The organism is Streptomyces toxytricini (genome assembly GCF_014649915.1).
Lineage (GTDB): Bacteria > Actinomycetota > Actinomycetes > Streptomycetales > Streptomycetaceae > Streptomyces > Streptomyces toxytricini.
Genome location: NZ_BMTY01000015.1, coordinates 12,902 through 35,646 on the forward strand (window position 1 = coordinate 12,902; position 22,745 = coordinate 35,646).

The following is a 22,745-nucleotide window of genomic DNA, read 5'->3' on the forward strand; positions in this document are numbered from 1 at the left end:
TGATAATACGCGCGTGAGCGTTGACGACATGATCCTGTTCCGGCGGGCCGTGGAGACGGATGCCGGCATGCTGGCGGGCCTGTTCGACCGGGCCGCCCGCTGGATGCAGCAGAACCGCATCGAGCAGTGGAAGCCCGGGGACAGGGACGCCGCGCACTTCGCGGCGCGGATGCGCGACGGCGAGGTGTGGCTCGCGGTCGGCTCCGAGGGGCGGATCGCCGGCGCGTACGAGCTGTGGTGGTCGGACGAGGAGGCCTGGGGCGTGCAGCCCCCGGTCGCCGGGTACGTCCACCGGCTGATGGTGGAGCGCCGGACCGCGCCCGCGGGGACCGGCCGGCGGATGCTCGAACACGCCGAGCGCCGGATCGCCGGCTCGGGCCTGCCGCGGGCGCGGCTGGACTGCCTCTCCACCAACCCCCGGCTGCTCGCGTACTACCAGGACGCGGGCTACCGGGTGGTCGGGGAGTTCCCCCACAAGGAGGGCAGGGACGGCCGCGTCTACGGAGTGGTCCTCCTGGAGAAGCGGCTGGACCGGCTCAGCGTCGTGTGAACACGGCGACGGTCCTGGCCGGGACGGTGAACCCTCCCGTCTTCGCCTCGTACGCGGCCTTCCGGGCCACCGGGTCGGAGCCCGCGGCCTGCACCGGGTGGAGCCGGTAGCCGGTGCCGGCGAGGGCGGGGACGTGCTGCTCCTGTGCCTGCGGGGTGGCGTTGAAGACGACGGCGAGGTCGCCGAGCACCATCGTGATCACGCCGGGCGTCTCCTCCTTCCCGGAGAGCGGGAAGGCGAGTGCCGCCTGCACCTGTTCCGCGGTCCCGAGCCGGAAGGACGGCTCGGTGGTGCGGATGCGCAGCAGGTCGCGGTAGGCGGCCGAGGCGCCGTTGATCTCGGCGCAGCCGGGGGCGGGGCCGGTCAGCAGGGGCTTGGCGTAGGTCCACTTCGGCTTGTTGTCGGCCGCCGGGGGCAGGCCGCGGCCGAAGCCGTTGCCGGCGCGGCAGTCCCAGTGGACGGCGTTGAACCAGTCCCCGCTGTCGTAGGAGTTGCGGTCGAGGGACTTGGAGCGGAGCAGGTCCGTGCCCGCCTGGGACAGGGCGGGGCCCTGGGAGAGGGCGGAGACGGCCATCGCCAGGACCTGCATGCGGGCCCGGTCGGCGGTGGTGGTGTCCTGCGGGAGCTTGAACGCCAGGGCGTCGTAGAGGGTTTCGTTGTCGTGGGCGTCGGAGTAGGCGAGGGCGTCGCCGGGGGCGGCCGCGTAGCCGGCCGGGGCGCCGTTGTAGTCGACCTCGGAGCCCTTGACGCGGCGCCCGGAGGTGTCGGTGAAGGCGTACGAGGCGAGGTTGCCGGAGAGGCCGACCTTGATCAGGTCCTGGTCGTGCAGCAGGCGGGCCCGCTGCTCGGCCGGGCTGCCGTTGGCGGGCGAGCCGTTGGGGGCGGTGAACAGGCCGGAGGCGAAGCCCTGCACGCGCGGGTCCTCGTCGAAGGGGCCGCCGCCGCGGACGGCGTCGCGGGCCCGGTCGGAGAAGGTGGCGATGCCGGTCCCCGCCATGTTGGCCTGGGTGGCCTGGACGAAGCGGGCGTCGTTCGCGACCTCGCCGAAGTTCCAGCCCTCCCCGTAGAGGACGATCCGCTTGCCGTCGACTCCGTCCTTCTCCGTCGTGAGGGCGTCGAGGGCCTTGCGGACGGCGGTGATGTTGTCCTTCGGGTGGTGGCCCATCAGGTCGAAGCGGAAGCCGTCGACCTTGTACTCCTTCGCCCAGGTGGTGATCGAGTCGACGACGAGGCGGCCCATCATGGCGTTCTCGGGCGCGGTGTTGGCGCAGCAGGTGGAGGTGGCGACGCTGCCGTCCGGCAGGAGCCGCTGGTAGTAGCCGGGGACGATCCGGTCGAGGACGGACTTGCCGTCCTGGCCGGAGGCCACGGTGTGGTTGTAGACGACGTCCATGACGGTGCGCAGGCCGGCGCCGTTCAGCGCCTGGACCATCTTGCGGAACTCGACGGTCCGGGCGGTGCCGTCCGGGTTGCTGGCGTAGCTGCCCTCCGGGACGGTGTAGTGCAGCGGGTCGTAGCCCCAGTTGTAGGAGTCCTTCGCGGCCGCGGCGGCGATGCAGGCCTGCTGCTCCTCGGAGTCCGGTGCGTACACCTTCAGGTCGCAGGCGGGTTCGGTGCGGTCGCCGGGCTTCTCGGGGATGGTGCCGATGTCGAAGGCGGGCAGGAGGTGGACGTAGGAGGTCCCGGCGGCGGCGAGGTCGCGCAGGTGCCGCATGCCCTTCGAGTCGGCGTCGGTGAAGGCCAGGTACTGGCCGGGGTGCTTGCTGGTGGGGTCGGCGACGGAGAAGTCGCGGATGTGGAGTTCCTGGATCTGCGCCGAGGTGAAGGGGACGGCGGCGGGCTTGCGCAGCTGCCGCCAGCCGGGCGGGGCGAGCTTCGGGTCGGCGAGGTCGACGGCGAGGCTCGCCGCCGAGTCCGCGGTCAGGGCGGTGGAGTAGGGGTCGGTGACCAGGTTGCGGACGATCTGCCGGGGGCCGGGCGCCCAGACCGTTACGGCGTACCGGTAGGGCTTGCCGGTCCAGGAGCGCTCGCCGCGCGCCGACCAGACGCCGGTGGCGTCGTCGCGGCGCATCGGCAGGATGCGGCCGTCGAGTTCGAGTTCGACGGTGCGGGCGGTCGGCGCCCACACGGACAGGGTGGGCCGGCCGTCCTTGAAGACGGGGCCGAGGGCGCTCTTGTTCGCGTACAGGTCGTCGAGGACTCCGGCGAGCTGAACGCCGGTGGCGGCGAGGACCGCCCCGTTGGCTGCCCGGGCGGAGGCCACGAGCTGGCCGCGCAGGGCCTCCCGGACGCGGTCGCGGTCGCGGGCGTCCACGCGGTGCGCGGTGTATCCGGCGAGGTGGGGGAACTTCTGCTTCTGCGCGTCCGTCAGGGTGCCCGGGGTGAGCCGGATCCACTGCGCCGTGCCGGTCAGGGTGCCGTTCTCGGCCTTGACCGACCCGTCGGCGGAGGCGAGGAGCTGGACGGACGCGGCGGACGCGGGGGTGTTCCAGGCGACGGTGTCCCGGTCGATCCAGACGGCGTGCGCCTTCGCGAGGTCGAGGGCGGCGGCCGAGCCCGCGGGCTGCGGCAGCAGGTAGGGGGCCCGTCCGCCGAGCATCCACACCTCGTGGCCGACGGCCTTGAGGTCGAGGGACTGGTCGGTCGGGAGGTCCTTCTCGTCGCCCTTGTGGACGATGTAGCTCAGCGACTCGGCCCCGGCGGCGAGCGGCACCTCGAAGACGGCGCCGTAGGAGTCGGTGCGGGCGGGGGCCAGCGGCTTCGACCAGTCGGTGGGGGTGGCCGCGCCGGTCCAGACGTGCAGGCCCCAGCCGTCGTGGTTGCCGTCGGCGCGCTGGTAGTGCAGGACGGCCTTGGAGCGGTCCTGGGGCGGGTACGCGGGCCGCTCGGTGCGGACGGCCTCCTGGCCCTGCTCCAGCCAGACCTCGCCGGTGCGGGTCACGTCCAGGGTGCGGTCCGCGGCGACGTCCTTGTTGCCGTCCTTGTCGATGACGAGGTAGCCGATCGAGGACGCGCCGGGCTTGAGGCGGACGTACGCGAACGCCCCGTAGGCGTCGCGGCCGGTGAAGGCGTGGCCCTCGGGCCAGGGGGTCGCCTCGCCCTCGGCGAGGTCGCCCCAGGCGTAGAGGCGCCAGTTCGTGTAGTCGCCGTCGGGGCGGCGGTAGTGGACGACGGCGTACTCGCGCTGCGTTGCGGTCGGCACGCCGACGGGCGGCAGCTGCCCGGCGGTCGATGCGGCGAGCGCGCTCGCGGTGCGCCCGGCGGCGTCGACGACGACGGCCTTGTACCGCAGCGGGGTGCCGGGCTCGGCGTCCACGTGCTGGGTGACCTTGTAGGGGGCGTGGTCGGCGGAGCCGAGGACCTGCCAGGGGCCGTTGCCGGCCTGTGCGGCGAAGACGACCCGGTTCAGGCCGCCGCCGGTGGCCTCGGCGGACACCTCGACGGTGCCGGCGGCTCCGGCGGCCGGGGCCTTCAGCGTCAGGGCCGGCTTGGCCGCCGGGGCGACGACCGGTTCGAGGGCCTTGAGGACGACCGTGCCGAGGGCGGGCAGCGGGACGGTCAGCTTGCCGTCGGCGGTGGCGCGGATGGTCGCGGTGCCGCCGTACAGCATGCGGTACTGGGCGCCCGCCGGGGCGTCGAGGCGGACGGTGCGCTCCTCGCCCGCGTTGTTCGCGGCGACGAGGTACTCGTGGCGGGGGGCGGGGCGGGCCTTGTCCTTGCCGCCCTTGCCCTTGCCGGTGGCGGCGGGGGCGTCGGTGCGGGCGAAGGCGTATACGGAGCCGTCGTTGAGGCGCTCGCTCTGGACGCCGTCGCGCAGTGCCGGATGCTCGCGGGTGAGCTTGGAGAGGGCGGCGATCTGCCGGTACAGGGGGTGGCCGGGGTCGTAGGCGTCGGCGGCGTGGGTGCGGTCGGTGCCGAGCTGGTCGTCGTCGAGGTAGTCGGCGGCCTTGGAGGCGAAGAGGGGCTGGCGGGCGTCCTTGTCGCCGCCGGCTCCGGTGAAGCCCTGCTCGTCGCCGGAGTAGACGACGGGGTTGCCGCGGTTGAGGAACATCAGCTCGTTGGCGAGCCGGTAGCGGGCCAGGAGCTCCTGCTCGCCGGCGCCGGGCCGGTCCTGGCGCAGGAAGGTGCCGAAGCGGCCCATGTCGTGGTTGCCGAGGAAGGTGACCTGCTCGTAGGCGTTCGCCTTGTCGGTGGTGTACCGGTGGTCGTCGGCGAGGACCGCGGAGAGGCGTCCGGCGCCGGCGCCCTGGGAGGCGTAGGCGCGGATGGCGTCCTGGAGCGGGAAGTCGAGGGTGGCGTCGAGGCGGCCGCGGGTCACGTAGGGGGAGGTGACGGCGGTGTCGGCGGAGTAGACCTCGCCGAACATGAAGAAGTCGTCGCGGCCCTGCTTGGCGGCGTACTTGTCGAGGGCGGTGGCCCACTGGGTCCAGAAGCCGGTGTTGACGTGCTTGACCGTGTCGATGCGGAAGCCGTCGATACGGAAGTCCTTGACCCACTTCTCGTAGATCTTCTGCATGCCGCTGACGACCTCGGGGCGCTCGGTCCACAGGTCGTCGAGGCCGAAGAAGTCGCCGTGCTCGGAGGACTCGCCGGCGAAGGTGGAGTCGCCCCGGTTGTGGTACATCGCCGGGTCGTTGAGCCAGGCCGGGACCTTCAGGTTCTTCTTGCCCTCGGGGACGAAGGGCGTGCGGGGGAACGTGGAGGCGTTGGTCGCGGGGAACTTGCGTCCGCCGGCGGCGTAGTCGGCGTCGTCGAAGGGGACGCCGTCCTTGGTGAGGTAGGGGAAGGCGCCCTTCGACAGGTAGGAGTAGGACTGCTCCTTGTAGTCGACGACGTCGGCGGTGTGGTTGGTGATGACGTCGAAGAAGACCTTCATCCCCTTGGCGTGCGCCTTGTCGATCAGCCGGGTGAGGTCGTCGTTGGTGCCGAAGTGCGGGTCGACCTGCGTGAAGTCGGTGATCCAGTAGCCGTGGTAGCCGGCGGAGACGTCGTCGCCCTTGCCCTGCACGGGCTGGTTCTTGAAGATCGGCGCCATCCAGATGGCGGTGGTGCCGAGGCCCTTGATGTAGTCGAGCCGGTCGGTGAGGCCCTTGAGGTCGCCGCCCTGGTAGAAGCCCTTGTCGGCGGGGTCGAAGCCGGTCTGCAGGCGGGTTCCCGTCAGGCCGCCGGTGTCGTTGCGGCGGTCGCCGTTGGCGAACCGGTCGGGGAGGACGAAGTAGAACTGCTCGCGGGTGAGGTCGTGCCGTGCGGGTTCGGCGGCGAGGGCCGCGTCCGACGGCGGGGCCGGCGGCCGGGCCGGTCCGGCGGCCGCGGCGGGCAGGGCGGGCAGGAGCGTCGCTGCCAGGGCGGCGGCGATGACTCCTGCGGCTGGGCGGTTCAAGGCGTCGTCTCCTCGGGTGCGGGGCAGCGGGCCGCCCGGCGCGGGCGTTCGGACCGGTGGGGTCCGGTGCGGCGCCGGGCGGCCCTGGGCCGTGGGGGTGGGTCAGTTGCGCCAGGTGTCGAACAGGGCGACCTTGCCGTCCGCGGGGACGGTGGCGGTGCGGTTGGCTCCGCTCTCCCAGGCGGTGTTCCCGGCGGCGTCGCGGCGGACGTACTTGTACGAGAACACCGTCCCGGGCGGCAGCTGCACGTCGAGCTTCCACACCGGGTAGGCGGAGGGGTCGAGCTTGGGGGCGGCGGCCGGGTTCCAGCCGCCGAGCTCGGGCCGGTCGCCGGCGACGTGGATGTTCTGGCCGGGCACGGTGGTCGCGTCGACGGCGAAGGAGGCCCCGGCGCCGCTCGACGCGGCCGTGCAGGTCCGGGCTCCGGCGTGCAGGGCGAGGGCGGTGCCCGGGGCGACGGTCGCGGTGAACCGGCCGTCGGAGCCGACGGTCACGGCGCGCCCGCTCTGCACGTCGCAGTAGGCGCCGCCGGGCAGGGAGGTCTGGAAGGTGCGGGTGAGGGGCGCGCCCTCGTGGTTCAGGGCCACGTACGCCTTGCTGCCGCGGCCGAAGGCGATCTGGTCGCCGCCGTTGTCCCACCAGTTGGTGACGGCCTGTCCGCGGGCGGTGTTGCGGAAGGCGACCATGGAGGAGATCTCGCGCCAGGCGTGCTGGCACTTCCAGCCGTCGCTGTAGCAGGCGTTGACGGTGCCGCCGTTCGGCGGACCGGCGTCCTTGTCGGTCCACTCGTAGCCGGAGTGGATGTCCGGGGAGCCGTAGGGCCAGGCCAGCATGAAGACGTTGGCGAGGGTGTAGGCGGACCCGTTCTTGTAGTTCAGGGTCTCGCCGTTGCGCTCGGTGTCGTGGTTGTCGACGAAGACGCCCGACTTGCCCGACGGCATGTGGCCCCAGGCCTCGCCGAAGTTCTTCAGGTAGGCGAGGTTCTCGCCCTGGAAGACCCGCTTGAGGTCGCGGGCGTAGCGGAACTCCTGGACGTCGCCGTTGCCGAGGTACTCGGCCGGGTCGACGGCCTCGCCGGCGCCGAAGATCGCCTCCTGCTTCCAGTAGGCGCCCGGGTTGGCCAGCCGGGACTTGATGTTCGCGAGGTCGGCGGCCGGCATGTGCTTGGCGGCGTCGATGCGGAAGCCGTCGACGCCCAGCGACAGCAGGTCGTTCAGGTAGCCGGCGATCCGCGCGCGGACGTGTTCCTCGCCCGTGTCGAGGTCGGCCAGCTTGACGAGTTCGCAGTTCTGGACGTTGCCGCGGTCGCGGTAGTTGTCGCCGATCTCGCTGCGGCAGTCGTCCATGTCGGCGCCGGAGTACAGGCCGGGGTAGTCGTACTTGCGGTAGCTGCTGCCGCCGGTGCCGGTGAGGGTGGCGTTCGGATCGGCGGGGCCGGCCATGTGGTTGATGACGGAGTCGGCGACGACCTTGACGCCGGCGGCGTGGCAGGCGTCGACCATCGCCTTGAAGGCGGCGCGGTCGCCGAGCCGTGAGGCGATCTTGTAGCTGACCGGCTGGTACGAGGTCCACCACTGGCCGCCCTGGACGTGCTCCTGGGGCGGGGAGACCTGGACGTAGCCGTATCCGGCGGGGCCCAGGGTGTTCGTGCAGGCCCGGGCGACCGAGTCGAAGCGCCACTCGAACAGGACGGCGGTGACGTCCTTGTCGCCGGGTGGTGAGGCCTGGGCGGGGGGTGCCTGTGCGGTGAGGGTCGCGGCGGCGAGGGCGGTGGCGGCGAGCAGCGCTGCGGCGCTCGCCCGGCGCGTGGGGGCGGCGGGCGGTCTGACGTCGGTGGCAGACATGCGGGGACCTCCTGGCGGGAGAGGTGGGGATTGCACGCGACCGTAGGGGCCGCCCCCGCGTGTTGCAAGACTTTGCGCAAGAGATTGCAGAATTGTTTCCGGCCAGTAGGTCCCGTGGCCCGGACCCGGGCCGCCCGAAACGGCCCCGGACATGGCGGCGCCGGGACCCCGTGATCGGGGCCCCGGCGCCGGGCGGGGTCTCGGGGGTCGGCCCCGAGCTTTCAGGTGCGCAGCGGCGGCGGGGCCGTCGAGCCCCGGACCACCAGCTCCGGTTGGAAGACGTATTCGGTTCTCTGGACGGGCGTGCCGCCGACCGCCTCCAGGAGGGCGCCGACCGCGGCGGTCGCCATGGCGCGCACCGGCTGGCGGACGGTCGTCAGCGGCGGGTCGGTGAAGGCGATCAGCGGCGAGTCGTCGAACCCGACCACCGAGACGTCCTCGGGGACGCGCAGCCCGCGCGCCCGGGCCGCCCGTATCACGCCGAGCGCCATCGGGTCGCTGCCGCAGACGATGCCCGTGCACCCGCGGTCGAGGAGGGCGACGCCGGCGGCGTGCCCGCCCTCGACCGTGAACAGGGTGCGCTGGATCAGCCCCTCGGCCTCCGCGCCCGGCACGGCCGCGGTGAAGCCCTGCTCCTTGCGGGCCGACGGCACGTACCGGGTCGGCCCGATGGCGAGGCCGATCCGCCGGTGTCCGAGGGCCTCCAGGTGCCGGACGGCCATGTCGGCCGCGGCCCGGTCGTCCGGGGAGATGAACGGGGCGTTCACCTGGTCGTTGAAGCCGTTGATCATCACGAAGGGCACGCCGCGGGAGGCGAGCCGCTGGTAGCGGGCCGGGTCGGCGTGCGAGTCGGCGTGCAGACCGGACAGGAACACGATCCCGGTGACGCCGCGCGCCTCCAGCTGCTCGACGAGCTCGTCCTCGGTGGCCCCGCCGGGCGTCTGCGTGCACAGCACCGGCGTGTACCCGTGGCCCGCCAGTGCCTGCTCGATGACCTGCGCGAACGCGGGGAAGATCGGGTTGGTCAGCTCGGGTATGAGCAGCCCGACGAGCCCGTTGCTGCGGCGCCGCAGCCGGACGGGCCGCTCGTAGCCGAGCAGGTCCATCGCGGCCAGCACCTTGTGGCGGGTGCCGGCCGCGACGCCCGCCTTGCCGTTGAGGACCCGGCTGACGGTCGCCTCGCTGACCTGGGCCTGCGCGGCGATGTCCGTCAGCCGGAGGGGTGTGTCCCCGGTGGTCACTCCTCCCACCACACCGCCGTGTCGGCGGGCAGAGTGCCCGGGCTTTCGAGGACGGCACTGGCCAGCAGCACGGTGCCCGGGGCGGGCAGTGCGACCGGCTCGGCCGTCGTGTTGACGGTGCAGACGAAGCCGCCGCGGCGGAACGCCAGGACGCCGTCGGGCGCGGGCAGCCACTCGACCGCGTCGCCCGCACCGAGGTCGGCGCGCTCGCGGCGGATCCGCAGCGCGGCCCGGTACAGCTCCAGCGTGGAGTCCGGGTCGCCGGTCTGCGCCTCGACGCTCAGCTGCGCCCACTCGGCGGGCTGGGGCAGCCAGCTGCCGCCGTCGCCGAAGCCGTACGCGGGCTCGGTGCCCGACCACGGGATCGGGACGCGGCAGCCGTCGCGGAAGCCGTCCTGGCCCGCCGCGCGGAAGAACGACGGGTCCTGGCGCACCTCGTCGGGCAGGTCGGTGACGTCGGGCAGGCCGAGCTCCTCGCCCTGGTAGACGTACGCGGAGCCGGGCAGCGCCAGCATCAGCAGCGTGGCGGCCCGGGCGCGGCGCAGGCCGAGCTCGCGGTCGCCCTGCTCGCGCAGCTGGGTGCCGAGGCCGGGCGGGTTCGCGAAGCGGGTGGCGTGCCGGGTGACGTCGTGGTTGGACAGCACCCAGGTGGTGGGGGCGCCGACGGGGCGCATCGCGGCGAGCGAGCCGTCGATGACCTTGCGGAGCTCCCCGGCGTTCCAGTCGGCCGTCAGGTACTGGAAGTTGAACGCCTGGTGCATCTCGTCCGGGCGGACGTACAGGGCGGTCCGCTCGACGGTCGGGGTCCAGGCCTCGGCGACGAGGACGCGGTCGCCCTCGTACTCGTCGAGGATCCGCCGCCAGGAGCGGTAGATCTCGTGGACGCCGTCCTGGTCGAAGAACGGCATGATGTCGTTGCCGAGGAGCTTCAGCTGGTCGCCGGAGCCGATGTCGGGCAGGCCGGGGGCCTTGACGAGGCCGTGGGCGACGTCGACGCGGAAGCCGTCGGCGCCGAGGTCCAGCCAGAAGCGGAGGATGGAGCGGAACTCGTCCTGGACGGCCGGGTGCTCCCAGTTGAAGTCGGGCTGCTCCGGAGCGAAGAGGTGCAGGTACCACTCGCCGTCCGGGACGCGGGTCCAGGCGGGGCCGCCGAAGATGGACTCCCAGTCGTTGGGCGGGAGCTCGCCGTCCTCGCCCTTGCCGGGGCGGAAGTGGAAGCGCTCGCGCAGCCGGGAGCCGGCGCCTTCGCGGACGGCCTGCTTGAACCAGTCGTGCTGGTCGGAGCAGTGGTTGGGCACGAGGTCGACGATGATCCGCAGGCCCAGTTCGTGGGCGTCGCGGATCACGGCGTCGGCGTCGTGCAGGGTGCCGAACATGGGGTCGATGGCCCGGTAGTCGGCGACGTCGTAGCCGGCGTCGGCCTGCGGGGAGGCGTAGAACGGGCTGAGCCAGACGGCGTCGACGCCCAGCTCCTTCAGGTACGGCAGTCTGCTGCGGATGCCTTCGAGGTCCCCCATGCCGTCCCCGTTGGAGTCGGCGAAGCTGCGCGGATAGACCTGGTAGATCACCGCTTCTCTCCACCAACCGGGCAGGGTGCCGGTCGGGGTGTGGAGTGTTTCGGCGAGGTGCTGGGTCATGACGTCCTTGTGGGTCGGGCCGGGGGTGTGCGGGGGCGGGTGCCGGGTGGTCAGCCCTTGGTGGCGCCCGCCGTCATCCCGGCGACGAGGTGACGCTGGGCGAAGACGAAGAAGATGGCGGCGGGGATCGCGATGAGGACCGAAGCGGCCGTCATGGGACCCCAGTTGGCGGTGTACTGCGTGACGAAGGTCTGCAGGCCGCCCGCGAGGGTGAGGTTCTCGTCGCCGACCATGAACGCGGAGGCGTACGCGACCTCTCCCCACGCGGTGATGAAGGAGTAGAAGGCGGTCACGGCGAGGCCGGGGCGGGCCAGCGGCAGGATGAGCCGCCAGAAGGTGCCGAAGGGGGTGAGCCCGTCGACGCGGCCGGATTCGTCGATCTCCGCGGGGATGGTGTCGAAGAAGCCCTTCATCATCCAGGCGCAGAAGGGCACCGCGATGGTGAGGTAGGTGATGATCAGGCCGACGGGCTGGTTGAGCAGTCCGAGCTGTCCCATGAGGTTGTAGAGCGGGACGATGAGGATGGCCATGGGGAACATCTGCGTGATGAGCAGGGTCCACATCAGGGGCTTCATGCCGGGGAACCGGAACCGGCTGACGGCGTAGCCGGTCGTCGCGGCGATGAACACGCCGAGGACGGTGGTGATGCCGGCGACGAGGAGGGAGTTGCCGAACCAGGTGAAGAAGGAGGTCTCCTCCACCAGGTAGCGGTAGTTCTCCAGGGTGGGGTCCTTGACGAAGTCGGTCGTGATCGCGTGCTGGGCGGGCTTGAGCGAGGTCAGCAGGACCCACAGCACGGGGAACACGGCGACGACGGCGGCGACGGCGAGCGTCGCGTGGAGCCCGAAGGAGGCCAGCGGCGAGCGCTGCCCGCGTGCGCGGACCTTGCCGGGGGCCTTCCCGGGGGTCGCGGCGGTCTTCCCGGCCTCGGTCGGGGCCGTGGTCGTGGAGGCGGCCATGGTCACCACACCTCTCCCTGCTTGCGCAGCGCGCGCCGGTAGACCAGCGCGAAGATCATGAGGAGGGCGAGGATGAGCACGCCCCAGGTCGCGGAGCCGGCGAAGTCGCGCGGGCTCGCCACGAAGGCCTCGCGGAAGGCCTGGGTCACCAGGATCTCGGTGGAGTCGCCCGGGCCGCCCCGCGTCAGCAGGAAGATCACCGGGAACATGTTGAAGGTCCAGATGGTGGAGAGCAGGATCACCGTCATGCTGACCGAGCGCAGTCCGGGCAGGGTGATGTGCCGGAAGCGCTGCCAGGTGGTGGCGCCGTCCATCTCGGCGGCCTCGTAGAGCTCGCCCGGGATGGACTGCAGGCCGCCGAGGAGGGCGACCATCATGAAGGGGATGCCGAGCCACACGTTGACGGTGATCACCGAGAGCTTGGCCCAGGTGGGGTCGTCGAGCCACGGGATCGCGGCGATGCCGCCGCCGTCGAGGAGCTTGTTGAGGATGCCGTTGTCGCGGTTGAAGAGGAACCGCCAGGCGAAGACCGAGACGAAGCCGGGGACGGCCCAGGGCAGGATGAGCGCCATGCGGTAGAGGGCGCGGCCCTTGAACTCGCGGTTCAGCATGTTCGCCAGGGCGAGGCCGAGCGCGAAGGTGACGGTCACGCACGCGACGGTCCACACCACCGTCCACACCAGCCGCTGCCAGAACACCGGGTCGCTCAGCACGGCCGCGTAGTTGTCGAGTCCGACGAACGCGTACGTGGCCTCGATGTGGTTGGCGCCGATCGTGCGGGCGACGTTCCGCTCGTTGGCGTCGGTCAGCGACAGGTAGACGCCGCGGACGAGCGGCCAGCCGATGATGATGCCGAGGACGAGCACGACCGGGGCGACCATCGCCCAGGCGTACCAGTGCGTGGCGAAAGCACGCTTGAGCCCGCCGCGGTTCGCGGCGCGCTGGGGCCCGTCAGTCCTGCGGCTCCGGCCGCGGGCGACGTCGGTCTCGTCGCCCGCGGCCTTCGCCACAGACTGGCTGGTGTGAGCAGCCATGGTCTTCTTTACTTCCAGCCCTTGAGGATCTTGCGGAACTCGGCGCCGGCGGCCTTGGCCGCGTCCTCGGGGCTCGAAGCCCCGGTGATCGCCTTCGTGTACTCGACCTTCAGCGGCTCGAAGAGGGAGCCGTTCTCCGGGATCCAGGCGCGCTCGACGGCCTTGTCGACGGCCGGCTTGAAGAACTGGACCATCTCGCTGGACTTGACGTCGGGCTGCTCGTAGGCGGCGGTCCGGGTCGGGAGCAGGCTGAGGTCCTTGGCGGACTGGACCTGCACGTCCTGGGAGGTCATGTACTCGACGAAGGCGTGCGCGGCGGCGCGGTTCTTGGAGCCGGCGTAGACGGCGAGGTCGTGGCCGCCCTGCGGGGCGCCGGCCTTGACGGAGCCGGCCGGGACGGCGGCGACGCCGAGGTTCGACTTGTCCTTGAACTGCTCGCCGGAGTAGCTGTCGGCGACGGCCCACGGGCCGTTGATCATCATGGCGGCCTCGCCGGACTTGAAGGCCGTCTGCATGTTGTTCCAGCCGTCGGTGGCGTTGGTGATCGCCGCGCCGGAGGTGACGAGGTCGCGGGCCGTCTTGAAGGCCTTGACGCCGGCCTCGTTGTCGACGGTGACCGTCTTGTTCTTCGCGTCGACGAGGTCGCCGCCCTCGCCGTAGATCAGCGGGAGGAACCAGTAGGAGTCGTCGCCGCGCAGGTACAGGCCGGCCTTGCCGGTCTTCGCCTTGATCGCGGCCGAGGCGGCCTTCAGCTCCTCCAGGGTCTTGGGGGGCTGGACGCCGGCGTCGGCGAGCATCTTCTTGTTGTAGAAGAGGCCGAGGGTGTCGATGACCTGCGGGACCGCGTAGGTCTTGCCCTCGTACTTGCCGCTGGCCGCGGCCTGGGGCAGGAACTCGGCGTCGATCTTCTTCGCGGTCTCGGCCGGGACCTCGTCGAGGTAGCCGAGGGAGGCGAAGTCCGCGACCCAGCCGACGTCGGCGCGGATCACGTCCGGGGCCTCGGCGCCGCTGCTGAAGGCGTTCTTCACCTTGTTCTGGGCGTCGCCGTAGGGCACGTTGACGTACTTGACGGTGACCTTGGGGTGCTTCGCGGTGAACGCCTCGGCGATCTTCTGGAAGCTGGCCTTCTCGGCATCGTTCGAGGTGTCCCACCACGTGACCGTGCCGGAGAGCTCCCCGCCCGCCTTGGTCGCGCCGCCGTCGTCCTTGGTGTCACCGCCGCAAGCCGTCGCCGCGAGCGCCAGGGTCGCGACCAGCGCGGTGGCCGCTATGCCACGCCGCATATGAACTCCTTCGATGATCCCGGCCGCGCCCTCGCGGTCCCGAGTTGCAGGGAACGTAACAAGCCTGAAAGCCGACCGAAAGAGCTTGCGGCAATTTTCTGCAAGGACGGGGGATCGTTACATCCATGTGTCCGGACGGTTGCCGCGCCTTGCTGGCCGTTCGAACGTCCTTCGGGTCGTCAGGCCCGCAACCAGGGGCGGTGTCGCCGCGTTGACCCCGTTATGACCCATGAGCTGACCGCCCCCCGGCTTGCAAGCGCTTCCAGCAAGACCACCGAAAGCGTCGGCTGGTGGCGCGATGCCGTCATCTACCAGGTGTACGTCCGCTCCTTCGCCGACAGCGACGGCGACGGCGTCGGCGACCTCCGCGGGGTCCGCTCCCGGCTGCCGCACCTGGCCCGGCTGGGCGTGGACGCGGTGTGGCTGACCCCCTTCTACGTCTCCCCCCAGGCCGACGGCGGCTACGACGTCGCCGACTACCGGACCGTCGACCCCCTCTTCGGGGACCTCTCCGACGCCGACGAGCTGGTCCGGGCCGCGCACGCGCTGGGCCTGCGGGTCATCGTCGACGTGGTGCCCAACCACACCTCCGACCGGCACCCCTGGTTCCGCGAGGCGCTCGCGGAGCCCCCCGGCGGCCCGGCCCGCGCCCGCTACCACTTCCGCCCGGGCCGCGGCCCCGGCGGAATGCTGCCGCCCAACGACTGGGAGTCCGTCTTCGGCGGCCCCGCCTGGACGCGCGCCGCCGGCGGCGAGTGGTACCTGCACCTGTTCGCCCCGCAGCAGCCCGACCTGAACTGGGAGCACCCGGAGGTCGCCGAGGAGTTCGCCTCCGTCCTGCGGTTCTGGCTCGACCTCGGCGTCGACGGCTTCCGCGTGGACGTCGCCCACGGCATGGTCAAGGCCCCCGGCCTCCCCGACATCGGCCGCGGCGCCCAGGCCACCCTGATCGGGACCGAGCCGCTGCCGTTCTTCGACCAGGACGGCGTCCACGACATCCACCGCTCCTGGCGCCGCCTCCTCGACGAGTACGGCGGCGACCGCATCGGCGTCGCCGAGGCCTGGGCGCCGACCTCGGAGCGCCTGGCCCTTTACGTCCGCCCCGACGAACTGCACCAGGCCTTCAACTTCCGGTTCCTGACCTGCCCCTGGGACCCGGCCCTGATGCGGACCGTGATCGACGAGTCGCTCGCCGCGACCGCCGCGGTCGGCGCCACCACCACCTGGGTCCTCTCCAACCACGACGTCGTCCGGCACGTCACCCGCTACGGCGGCGGCGCGCAGGGCCTGGCGCGGGCGCGGGCCGCGGCCCTGCTGATGCTGGCGCTGCCCGGGTCGGCGTACGTCTACCAGGGCGAGGAGCTCGGCCTGCCCGAGGTCGCCGACCTGCCCGCCGAGGTCCGCCAGGACCCGGCGTTCCTGCGCACCGCCGGGCAGGACGGGCTGCGCGACGGCTGCCGGATCCCGCTGCCCTGGTCGGGACAGGAGCCCCCGTACGGCTTCGGCCCGGCCGGGACCTGGCTGCCGCAGCCCCGGGACTGGGCGGGCCTGAGCGTCGCCGCGCAGACCGGCGACCCGCACTCCACGCTGGAGCTGTACCGGGCCGCCCTGGAACTGCGCCGCGCCCTGCCGGGCCTCGGCTCCCCCGACGCCGGCCCGCTGGTGTGGCAGCCGTCCCCGGAGGGGGTGCTCCTCTTCACCCGGCCCGGCTTCGCCTGCACCCTCAACGGGCGGGGCACGGTGGTGGAGCTGCCGTCGCCGGGACGCCCGGTCCTCTCCAGCGCCCCCGTCGAGACGGACGGCCGCTCGGTCCGCCTGCCGCAGGATTCGTGCACCTGGTGGGCTTTGTGACGTGCGACCGGTACAGTCCAATGCCGTGACCGCACGGCTTGCCGACATCGCAGCCCAGGCGGGGGTCAGCGAAGCCACAGTCAGCCGCGTGCTCAACGGCAAGCCCGGTGTGGCCGCAGGCACCCGCGAGTCCGTGCTGGCCGCGCTCGACGTCCTCGGGTACGAGCGGCCCGTGAAGCTGCGGCAGCGCAGCGCCGGGCTCGTCGGGCTGATAACCCCCGAGCTGGACAACCCCATCTTCCCGGCGCTGGCCCAGGTCATCGGCCAGGCGCTGACCCGCCAGGGGTACACGCCGGTCCTCGCGACGCAGACCCCCGGCGGGTCCACGGAGGACGAGCTGACCGAGATGCTCGTCGACCGCGGGGTCTCCGGGATCATCTTCGTGTCCGGCCTGCACGCCGACACCACCGCCGACACCGGCCGGTATGACCAACTTCGTGCGCAAGGCGTACCTTTCGTCCTCATCAACGGCTTCTCCGAGAAGGTCCAGGCCCCCTTCGTCTCCCCCGACGACCGGGCGGCGATGCAGCTGGCCGTGACCCACCTGACCGCGCTCGGCCACACCCGCATCGGCCTGGCCGTCGGCCCGAAGCGGTTCGTGCCCGTCCTGCGCAAGATCGAGGGCTTCCGCCTCGGGATGAAGGAGCGCCTCGGCCTCGGCGAGGACGCCGTCGAGGAGCTCGTCCAGCACTCCCTGTACTCCCTGGAGGGCGGCCAGGCCGCCGCGACCGCGCTCATCGCCCGCGGCTGCACCGCCGTCGTCTGCGCGAGCGACATGATGGCGCTCGGCGCGATCCGGGCCGCCCGCCAGCAGGGCCTGCGGGTCCCGCAGGACGTCTCCGTGGTGGGCTTCGACGACTCCCCCCTGATAGCGTTCACCGACCCGCCGCTGACGACCATCCGCCAGCCCGTACAGGCCATGGGACAGGCCGCCGTGCGCACGCTGCTGGAGGAGATCGGCGGCACCCCGGCACCCCACACCGAGTTCGTGTTCCTGCCCGAGCTGGTGGTCCGCGGGTCCACCGCGTCCGGCCCCGGGCAGACCAGGGGTCCGTCTCGTCCTCAGGGCTGAGCGGCCGCGGCAAGGATGCTCCCGCGGGATGATCGTAGGCGGGAGGGCATCTGGCAGACTCTCGTCCCATGGCTGAAGCGAGCGTGAAGACACTGGAAACCCGGACGGATGTCTCGACGCCCGCTGCCGTCGACGCGGCCCCGCCGCAGACCCGGCCCGACCTCCTCGGCCGCCTCCGGGCACCCCGCCGCCCGCGGATCTGGTTCGAGATCCTCCTGATCGCGGTCAGCTACTGGACGTACTCGCTCATCCGGAACGCGGTGCCCGAGCAGAAGGCCGTCGCCCTCGCGAACGCCGACTTCCTGTGGCGCCTGGAGCAGGCGCTCGGCATCGCCGTGGAGAAGACCGTCAACCACACCGTGAACTCGGTGACGTGGCTGATCGTCGGCATGAACTACTACTACGCCACCCTCCACTTCGTGGTGACCCTCGGCGTGCTCGCCTGGCTCTACCGCCGCCACCCCGGCCGGTACGCCCCGACCCGCCTCGTCCTCTTCGCGACGACCGGCGTGGCGCTCGTCGGCTACTACTTCTACCCGCTGGCCCCGCCGCGGCTGATGGAGACCGAGCACTTCATCGACACGGTGCTCGTCCACCACACCTGGGGCTCGATGGCCTCCGGCAACCTCAAGAACATGTCGAACCAGTACGCCGCCATGCCGTCCATGCACATAGGGTGGTCGCTCTGGTGCGGGCTGACGATCTTCGCGGTGGCGACCGTCCCGTGGGCCCGGGTGCTCGGCCTCCTCTACCCGACGGCGACCCTCGTCGTCATCGTCGCCACCGCCAACCACTTCTGGCTCGACGCGGTCGGCGGCATGATCTGTCTCGCGTTCGGCTACGCGGTCTCCCGCGCCTGGTACGGCGCCATGCCGCACCGGCTGCCCCGCCACCCCCTCCACACCGGCCCGCACCCGGCCACGGCCGCCCTGCTGAACCGGTTCCGCGGGCAGCGCACCTGACGCTGCCGGGCGCCTACTGCTGCCCGAGGGCCATCCACTTCTGCGGGAAGGCGAGCGGCTCGAAGCCCTGCCGGGCGTACACCTCGTGCGCGTCGGCGGTGGCCAGGAGGATCCTGCGCAGCCCGAACGGCTCCAGGTGCGCCCGCACCGCCCCCACCAGCGCCCCGCCGAGGCCCTTGCCGCGGACGGCCGGGTCGACGTACACGTCGCACAGCCACGCGAAGGTGGCCCGGTCGGTGACCACCCGGGCGTACGCCGCCTGCTCCCCCGAGGCGCTGTCGTACACCCCGAAGTTCAGGGAGCCGGCGATGGCGGCCTCCTGCTTCTCCCGGCTGCGGCCCAGCGCCCAATAGGCGTCCTCCGACAGCCAGCGGTGGATCCGGGGCACGTCCAGGCGGGAGGGGTCGGCGGAGATCTCGTACCCGTCGGGCAGCGGTTCAGTGCTCATCCGGCCATCCAAACAGGCCGCGCAGGCGCGGCGCAGCGGATATCCCGGGATCCGAGACGGGCACGGGCCGCCTGCCCGTGACCCAGGGGAGGACGGCCGGCGGGGTGGCGTCGGGGACGCTGCCCGTGATCCGGGTCAGGGCCTCCGCGAGGGCGCGGGTGAAGTCGTCGTCCACCAGGATCCGCTTCCGCTCCCACGGCTCCCGGACCCGCTCCTCCCGCTCCAGCAGCCGGACCAGTACCGGCACCGCCGCGGCGGCGGCCGGGCCGATCGCACCCAGGTGCCGGACCGCGGTCGGGGTGACGTCCGCGGGGTGGCCGTCGAAGTCCGGATCGACTGCCTCGAGGAGCACCGGCACGGCGGGCTCCGGATCGCCCGTGATCCGCCACCAGGCGTGCGCAGCGGCGACCCGGGTCCAGGCGCCCGGCGAACCCGTCAGGCCGCGCACCGCGTCGGCGTGCCCGGCGGCGGCCGGGCCGAGGTCCGCGAGGTAGGGCAGGACCCGGCTGCCGCGCCCCGCCGCCAGGTCGGCGGTGCAGGCCCGTCGGAGGAGGGTGTCGTCGCCGGTGGTGCGCCAGTGCGCCCAGGCGGCCATGCGGACCCCGTGCCAGGCGCCGGCGGCCTCCCGGCCGTACGGGCCCTCCGGGCGCGCGGCGCCCGTCGCGAACTTCGCCAGCCGGCCCGCGGCCGCGGCGGCGGGCGGCCCGATCCGGCCGAGGACGCGCGCGGCGTCGTAGGCGCGCTCCTGCTCCAGGTGCGGGACCACCTCGGGCAGGGCCGGGGCGGCGGTCGCGCCCAGGTCGGCGAGGACGCGGAGCAAGTCGGAGGTCGACAGGCGGGTGTGCCGCAGCTCGGCCCGCACCAGCGGGAGCAGGTCGGCGGCGGGCAGCACGGCGAGGGGGCGTGCGTCGATGAGGAACCAGTCCGCCGCGGACAGGTTCCTCAGGGCCGGCATGGCTCGCACATCGCCCGTCCCGGCCAGGGCGAGGGCCAGCATCTGGACGTCCCACTGGGATTCGTTGCCGGCCCCGAGGTGGCCTCGGCCGAGGCGGCGGGCCAGGCGGTCGGTGTGCGGGGCGAGTGCGAACCGGCCCTGCATGACCGCGTCCCCGGCCCTCCACCGGTCCTCGGGCGGGCCGCAGGCCGCCTCGGCGACCGCCGCCCAGGCGGCCGGATCCGGCCGCCGCTCGCGGAGGACGGCCTGCACGGCCGCCTCCGCGCCGCGGGGCTCGCGCAGGCGTCTAAGCAACGGCGGACGCCAGGAACCCGGCCCAGGCGGCCGGAGCCACGGCGAGCCGACCGCCGTCGGGGACCTTGGAGTCCCGGACGAGGACGGTGCCGGTGAGGTGGGCTACCTCTACGCAATCGGGGCCGTCGTTGGTGCTGTAGCTGCTCTTGATCCAGGCGACTTCGACACACTCGTTGCTGTCGCTCGCGCTGTAGCTGCTCTTGACCCACACCAACGCAGCGGGGTCCGCTGCAGAGCGTTTGATGCTCATGTCTCTCCCAGCGCTTTCTCGATGAAGGCTCGTGACTCCCGGGGACTGAGAGCCTGGGAACGGATGATCCCATAGCGCAGTTCGAGGAGTTGGATGTCCCTGGGATCAGTGATCAAGCGGCTTGCCACTTGCGACTCGCAGTAGGCAGCCGCAGAGCCGTCCTCCAGCTTCACGACCTGAATGTGACCCCCCATCCCCGCGTGGTCCTCGCACTGAGTAGGCATGACCTGAATCTCGACGTTGCGCAGGGCACCCACCTCCAGCAGGCGCTTCAACTGGCCTTGCAGCACACCGGGACCTCCGATCGGCCGCTCAAGCGTGACCTGCTCCAAAACGAACGTCAGCGCAGGAGCCGGCTGGCGGTGGAAGATCTCTTGACGCGACATGCGTGCGGCGACATGGCGGTCCACCTCGTCCACGGAGTAGGCCGGACGCCGAATCTCATACAGTGCCCGCGCGTACGCCTCGGTCTGAAGCAGTCCGTGCAGGTTGTGGTTCCCGTATGCCCCCAGCTCAACCGCTCTCGCCTCCAATTCGGCGAGATCCCGTACCTTCTTGGGGTAGCGGGCCTTTTCCACATCGGCCTTCATCGCCGCGATTTTCCCGCCCGCCTCAAGGACCTCGTCCGCCTTGTCCAGGAACTCCGGGCGGGGAATGCGGGTGCCGCGTTCGATCTTGTAGATGAGGTTCGGGCCGTAACCCATCCGCTGGCCGAACTTGGCGCGGTCGAGGCCCGCGGCCTCGCGCCACATTTTCAACTGGCGTCCCACCGCGGCGATCACCGCCCCCGATTCGTCCTCCGGGTCGAGTTCCCAACTCGACTCGTCGGCGCCGTCTGTGTTCACTTCCCACCTCCGCGGGGACCGTCAGGACAGCACGCAACCGCCGTGGACAGCAGCCGTACACAGCCGCCTCGGCACTGTTCAGGTTACGCAGGGGCGGCCACGCTGAGTCACGTGAATCAGGAAATCTCCCTCGTCGCGACCCTCCCCGCGACCCCGCGCGGCGCTCGCGCCGCACGTTCCCTCACCGTCTCCCAACTGGTGGAACATCGACTTCCGTTCGCGGACGCGGCGCAGGTCGTCGCCGAGCTGGCCGCGAACGCGGTGACGCACGGGAGGGTGCCGGGGCGCGGGTTCCGGCTGCGGCTGCGGACGGGGCCCGGGCCTACGCTCCGTATCGAGGTGTCGGACACGCGCGCCGAGGCGGGCCCGCCCTGCGAGCCGGCCGTTCCCGACCCGGCGGCGGAATGCGGGCGGGGGCTGCTGCTGGTGTCCGCGCTCGCCTCGCGGTGGGGAATCGACCGTGGGCCGGTTCCCCTGAAAACGGTCTGGGCGGAAATGGATTTCGTGAATCCGTTTTCACCGGATCGAGGTTCTCACGACCCGGTGGACCGCGTTCCGGCGACGCACGACGCCTAATGACATAACCGGGGGTACAACGACCTCACCCAACCTCCCCCCTCCCCCTCTCACCCGGTCGGGTGAATGGCGCCAACGCCACTGGCGGGTACGCCAATTCCCGGTGCACGATTTCCCCACAACCCCAGAAACGCGAACGGCCCTCGACCGGGACTGCCATCCCGAACCGAGGGCCTGACCACAGTGGAAGTGAGCCCCTTCCCCATGGCTGACCAGCAGCCTAGCGCGCCCGCGTGCCCCATGCCGGGCATCCGGCACATCAACCGCGACCACCACCGGCGGTACGTCAAAGTCGGCAACCACCTCGCCCAGCACCGCGAGTTGAGCCTGACGGCGATCGGTCTCGCCGTGCACATCCAGTCGCTTCCCAGCGGCGCGCGCGTCACCATCAAGAGCCTGGCCGGGCGCTTCCCGGAGGGCGAGGTGCGCATCGCCGCCGCCATGCGGGAGTTGGAGCACCACGGCTACCTGCGCCGCCACCAGCAGCGCGCGGCGTCGGGGCGGGTCGTGACCTGCACGGAGTCGTACAACAACCCGCCCGCCCTGTGGGCGGAGGCCCGCGCCGCCCGCGAGGCCGCACCCCTGGAGCCCGCCGCAGCCCGCCCGCAGGAGGCCGCCCCGGGACCGGATCCGGCCCCCACCTCCGACGAGGAGGAGCCCGACCCGGAACCGGCCCCCGGGAACGCCGAACAGAAGGCGCCCGCACGGCCGGAGGCGTACGACCTGCTGGCCCGGCTCCGCCTGCGCGACCCGCGACTGGTCCTCTCGAAGCGGGACGTGGAACGCCTCGCGCCCGCCGTGTCGGAGTGGCTGGACCAGGGGCTCCCCGTGGCCGCCGTCAGCGCCTCGCTGACCAACGGGCTGCCGCTCGCGCCGATCCACTCCCCGTACGGGCTGCTGCTCCACCGCATCCGCGAACTGGCCCCCGCCCGCCTGCCCGCGATCCTGCCGGTCGGCGCGGCCCGCCCCGACCGGGTGGTACACCCCCTCCGCACCTGCCCGACCTGCGACAAGGCCCACCGCTCCCCCACCCCGGGCGAGTGCCCGCCCTGCACCCGCCGCCGAGCGGCCGCCTGACGCGTCAGGCTCCGGCCGGCCGGACGGCCGCAGTCGCCGCCGCGCGCTCGTCGGCCGCGGCGAGCCAGAACCAGAGGGGCGGCAGCACCAGCTCGATCACCGTCAGCACGAGCTGGAACCAGTGCGGCCGGCCGTGCACCGCCAGGGACAGCAGCCGCCCCGCACCACCGAGCAGGAACACCGCGGCCAGCCACCGCACCGCGGCCGCCGGGACCGGCGACTGCCGGGCCGCCCAGATCCAGGCGAGCCCGTACCCGGCGAAGACCGCACCGAGGAAGCGTCCCAGACTGTCGACGGTGGCACCGGCGTCCCCCTCGCCCGGAATGGCGGCGTTGCCGCCGACCACGTGCAGCAGCCCGATCGCCACGCACGCGATCCCCATCACCCACGCGGATCCCCGCAGTACCCCGGCCATGCGCAAGCCACCCCGCCCCGCTGTTGGTTGACATCCGTCTACCAACGATGAGAAGCCACCAGTAGACACAT

General features: G+C 72.3%; 18 protein-coding genes. 6 read left to right on the plus strand and 12 right to left on the minus strand.

Features of this window, described 5'->3' with window-relative positions; genetic code table 11:
* Positions 1 to 28: 28 nt before the first annotated feature.
* Positions 29 to 550 carry a GNAT family N-acetyltransferase gene (locus IE170_RS19740; RefSeq protein ID WP_189810897.1) on the plus strand — a complete coding sequence of 174 codons (522 nt, stop codon included), beginning with the start codon at positions 29 to 31 and terminating at the stop codon, positions 548 to 550.
* Here the strand turns inward: IE170_RS19740 and pulA are convergent.
* The 7 genes from pulA to IE170_RS19775 all read right to left on the minus strand — a co-directional run bounded on the left by pulA (position 537) and on the right by IE170_RS19775 (position 13,929).
* The gene (pulA, locus tag IE170_RS19745) at positions 537 to 5,930 is read right to left on the minus strand and encodes a pullulanase-type alpha-1,6-glucosidase (RefSeq protein ID WP_223856499.1); all 5,394 of its coding nucleotides are present in this window, start codon (positions 5,928 to 5,930) and stop codon (positions 537 to 539) included. The genes IE170_RS19740 and pulA overlap by 14 nt on opposite strands.
* 102 nt (positions 5,931 to 6,032) lie before the next feature.
* Entirely contained in the window at positions 6,033 to 7,775 is a 1,743-nt protein-coding gene (locus IE170_RS19750; protein ID WP_189810742.1) for a carbohydrate-binding module family 20 domain-containing protein, read from the minus strand.
* A gap of 221 nt (positions 7,776 to 7,996) precedes the next feature.
* A complete protein-coding gene (locus IE170_RS19755) occupies positions 7,997 to 9,025 on the minus strand; it encodes a LacI family DNA-binding transcriptional regulator (protein WP_373299018.1) in 1,029 nt (342 codons plus the stop codon).
* On the minus strand, positions 9,013 to 10,653 hold the full coding sequence (locus IE170_RS19760) for a glycoside hydrolase family 13 protein (RefSeq protein ID WP_189810744.1): 1,641 nt from the start codon (positions 10,651 to 10,653) through the stop codon (positions 9,013 to 9,015). The genes IE170_RS19755 and IE170_RS19760 overlap by 13 nt, the downstream gene beginning before the upstream one ends.
* A gap of 50 nt (positions 10,654 to 10,703) precedes the next feature.
* Complete coding sequence (locus tag IE170_RS19765; RefSeq protein ID WP_223856500.1) at positions 10,704 to 11,612, minus strand: sugar ABC transporter permease; 909 nt, start codon at positions 11,610 to 11,612, stop codon at positions 10,704 to 10,706.
* Between the two features lie 2 nt (positions 11,613 to 11,614).
* Positions 11,615 to 12,646 carry a carbohydrate ABC transporter permease gene (locus tag IE170_RS19770; protein WP_189810745.1) on the minus strand — a complete coding sequence of 344 codons (1,032 nt, stop codon included), beginning with the start codon at positions 12,644 to 12,646 and terminating at the stop codon, positions 11,615 to 11,617.
* A gap of 8 nt (positions 12,647 to 12,654) precedes the next feature.
* The gene (locus tag IE170_RS19775) at positions 12,655 to 13,929 is read right to left on the minus strand and encodes an extracellular solute-binding protein (RefSeq protein WP_189810746.1); all 1,275 of its coding nucleotides are present in this window, start codon (positions 13,927 to 13,929) and stop codon (positions 12,655 to 12,657) included.
* 222 nt (positions 13,930 to 14,151) lie between these two features.
* On the opposite strand from IE170_RS19775, the gene IE170_RS19780 reads away from it, so the two are divergent.
* The 3 genes from IE170_RS19780 (at position 14,152) to IE170_RS19790 (ending at position 17,814) form a co-directional block, all read left to right on the plus strand.
* Positions 14,152 to 15,780 (plus strand): glycoside hydrolase family 13 protein, encoded by a 1,629-nt coding sequence (locus tag IE170_RS19780; RefSeq protein WP_189810747.1) that lies wholly within the window; start codon positions 14,152 to 14,154, stop codon positions 15,778 to 15,780.
* A 25-nt stretch (positions 15,781 to 15,805) separates the two neighbouring features.
* A complete protein-coding gene (locus IE170_RS19785) occupies positions 15,806 to 16,852 on the plus strand; it encodes a LacI family DNA-binding transcriptional regulator (protein ID WP_189810748.1) in 1,047 nt (348 codons plus the stop codon).
* Positions 16,853 to 16,920: 68 nt separating this feature from the next.
* Positions 16,921 to 17,814 carry a phosphatase PAP2 family protein gene (locus IE170_RS19790; protein WP_189810749.1) on the plus strand — a complete coding sequence of 298 codons (894 nt, stop codon included), beginning with the start codon at positions 16,921 to 16,923 and terminating at the stop codon, positions 17,812 to 17,814.
* A gap of 13 nt (positions 17,815 to 17,827) precedes the next feature.
* On the opposite strand, the gene IE170_RS19795 is transcribed toward IE170_RS19790, so the two are convergent.
* From IE170_RS19795 to IE170_RS19810, 4 genes are read right to left on the minus strand one after another with little or no spacing between them, the layout of a single operon-like run.
* Positions 17,828 to 18,262, minus strand: a complete 435-nt coding sequence (locus IE170_RS19795; RefSeq protein ID WP_189810750.1) for a GNAT family N-acetyltransferase — start codon at positions 18,260 to 18,262, stop codon at positions 17,828 to 17,830.
* The gene (locus IE170_RS19800) at positions 18,252 to 19,511 is read right to left on the minus strand and encodes a hypothetical protein (protein ID WP_189810751.1); all 1,260 of its coding nucleotides are present in this window, start codon (positions 19,509 to 19,511) and stop codon (positions 18,252 to 18,254) included. Before IE170_RS19800 ends, IE170_RS19795 begins: the two co-directional genes overlap by 11 nt.
* A complete protein-coding gene (locus tag IE170_RS19805) occupies positions 19,504 to 19,761 on the minus strand; it encodes a DUF397 domain-containing protein (RefSeq protein WP_189810752.1) in 258 nt (85 codons plus the stop codon). The genes IE170_RS19800 and IE170_RS19805 overlap by 8 nt, the downstream gene beginning before the upstream one ends.
* Complete coding sequence (locus IE170_RS19810) at positions 19,758 to 20,606, minus strand: helix-turn-helix domain-containing protein (RefSeq protein WP_189810753.1); 849 nt, start codon at positions 20,604 to 20,606, stop codon at positions 19,758 to 19,760. The genes IE170_RS19805 and IE170_RS19810 overlap by 4 nt, the downstream gene beginning before the upstream one ends.
* Positions 20,607 to 20,717: 111 nt before the next feature.
* Between IE170_RS19810 and IE170_RS19815 the strand changes: the two genes are divergently transcribed.
* Both IE170_RS19815 and IE170_RS19820 read left to right on the plus strand, forming a co-directional pair.
* A complete protein-coding gene (locus IE170_RS19815; RefSeq protein ID WP_308428419.1) occupies positions 20,718 to 21,182 on the plus strand; it encodes an ATP-binding protein in 465 nt (154 codons plus the stop codon).
* A gap of 204 nt (positions 21,183 to 21,386) precedes the next feature.
* The gene (locus tag IE170_RS19820; RefSeq protein WP_223856501.1) at positions 21,387 to 22,259 is read left to right on the plus strand and encodes a helix-turn-helix domain-containing protein; all 873 of its coding nucleotides are present in this window, start codon (positions 21,387 to 21,389) and stop codon (positions 22,257 to 22,259) included.
* A 4-nt stretch (positions 22,260 to 22,263) separates the two neighbouring features.
* Here the strand turns inward: IE170_RS19820 and IE170_RS19825 are convergent, their stop codons facing one another.
* Entirely contained in the window at positions 22,264 to 22,674 is a 411-nt protein-coding gene (locus tag IE170_RS19825) for a DUF4345 domain-containing protein (RefSeq protein ID WP_189810754.1), read from the minus strand.
* Between the last annotated feature and the right edge of the window lie 71 nt (positions 22,675 to 22,745).

Excerpts from the sequence above, each read along its gene's own strand:
- IE170_RS19740 (WP_189810897.1), top strand. The coding sequence starts at position 29 with ATGATCCTGTTCCGGCGGGCCGTGGAGACGGATGCCGGCATGCTGGCG.
- IE170_RS19750 (WP_189810742.1), bottom strand. The coding sequence starts at position 7,775 with ATGTCTGCCACCGACGTCAGACCGCCCGCCGCCCCCACGCGCCGGGCG.
- IE170_RS19760 (WP_189810744.1), bottom strand. The coding sequence starts at position 10,653 with ATGACCCAGCACCTCGCCGAAACACTCCACACCCCGACCGGCACCCTG.
- IE170_RS19765 (WP_223856500.1), bottom strand. The coding sequence starts at position 11,612 with ATGGCCGCCTCCACGACCACGGCCCCGACCGAGGCCGGGAAGACCGCC.
- IE170_RS19770 (WP_189810745.1), bottom strand. The coding sequence starts at position 12,646 with ATGGCTGCTCACACCAGCCAGTCTGTGGCGAAGGCCGCGGGCGACGAG.
- IE170_RS19775 (WP_189810746.1), bottom strand. The coding sequence starts at position 13,929 with ATGCGGCGTGGCATAGCGGCCACCGCGCTGGTCGCGACCCTGGCGCTC.
- IE170_RS19780 (WP_189810747.1), top strand. The coding sequence starts at position 14,152 with ATGACCCATGAGCTGACCGCCCCCCGGCTTGCAAGCGCTTCCAGCAAG.
- IE170_RS19790 (WP_189810749.1), top strand. The coding sequence starts at position 16,921 with ATGGCTGAAGCGAGCGTGAAGACACTGGAAACCCGGACGGATGTCTCG.
- IE170_RS19795 (WP_189810750.1), bottom strand. The coding sequence starts at position 18,262 with ATGAGCACTGAACCGCTGCCCGACGGGTACGAGATCTCCGCCGACCCC.
- IE170_RS19805 (WP_189810752.1), bottom strand. The coding sequence starts at position 19,761 with ATGAGCATCAAACGCTCTGCAGCGGACCCCGCTGCGTTGGTGTGGGTC.
- IE170_RS19820 (WP_223856501.1), top strand. The coding sequence starts at position 21,387 with ATGGCTGACCAGCAGCCTAGCGCGCCCGCGTGCCCCATGCCGGGCATC.
- IE170_RS19825 (WP_189810754.1), bottom strand. The coding sequence starts at position 22,674 with ATGGCCGGGGTACTGCGGGGATCCGCGTGGGTGATGGGGATCGCGTGC.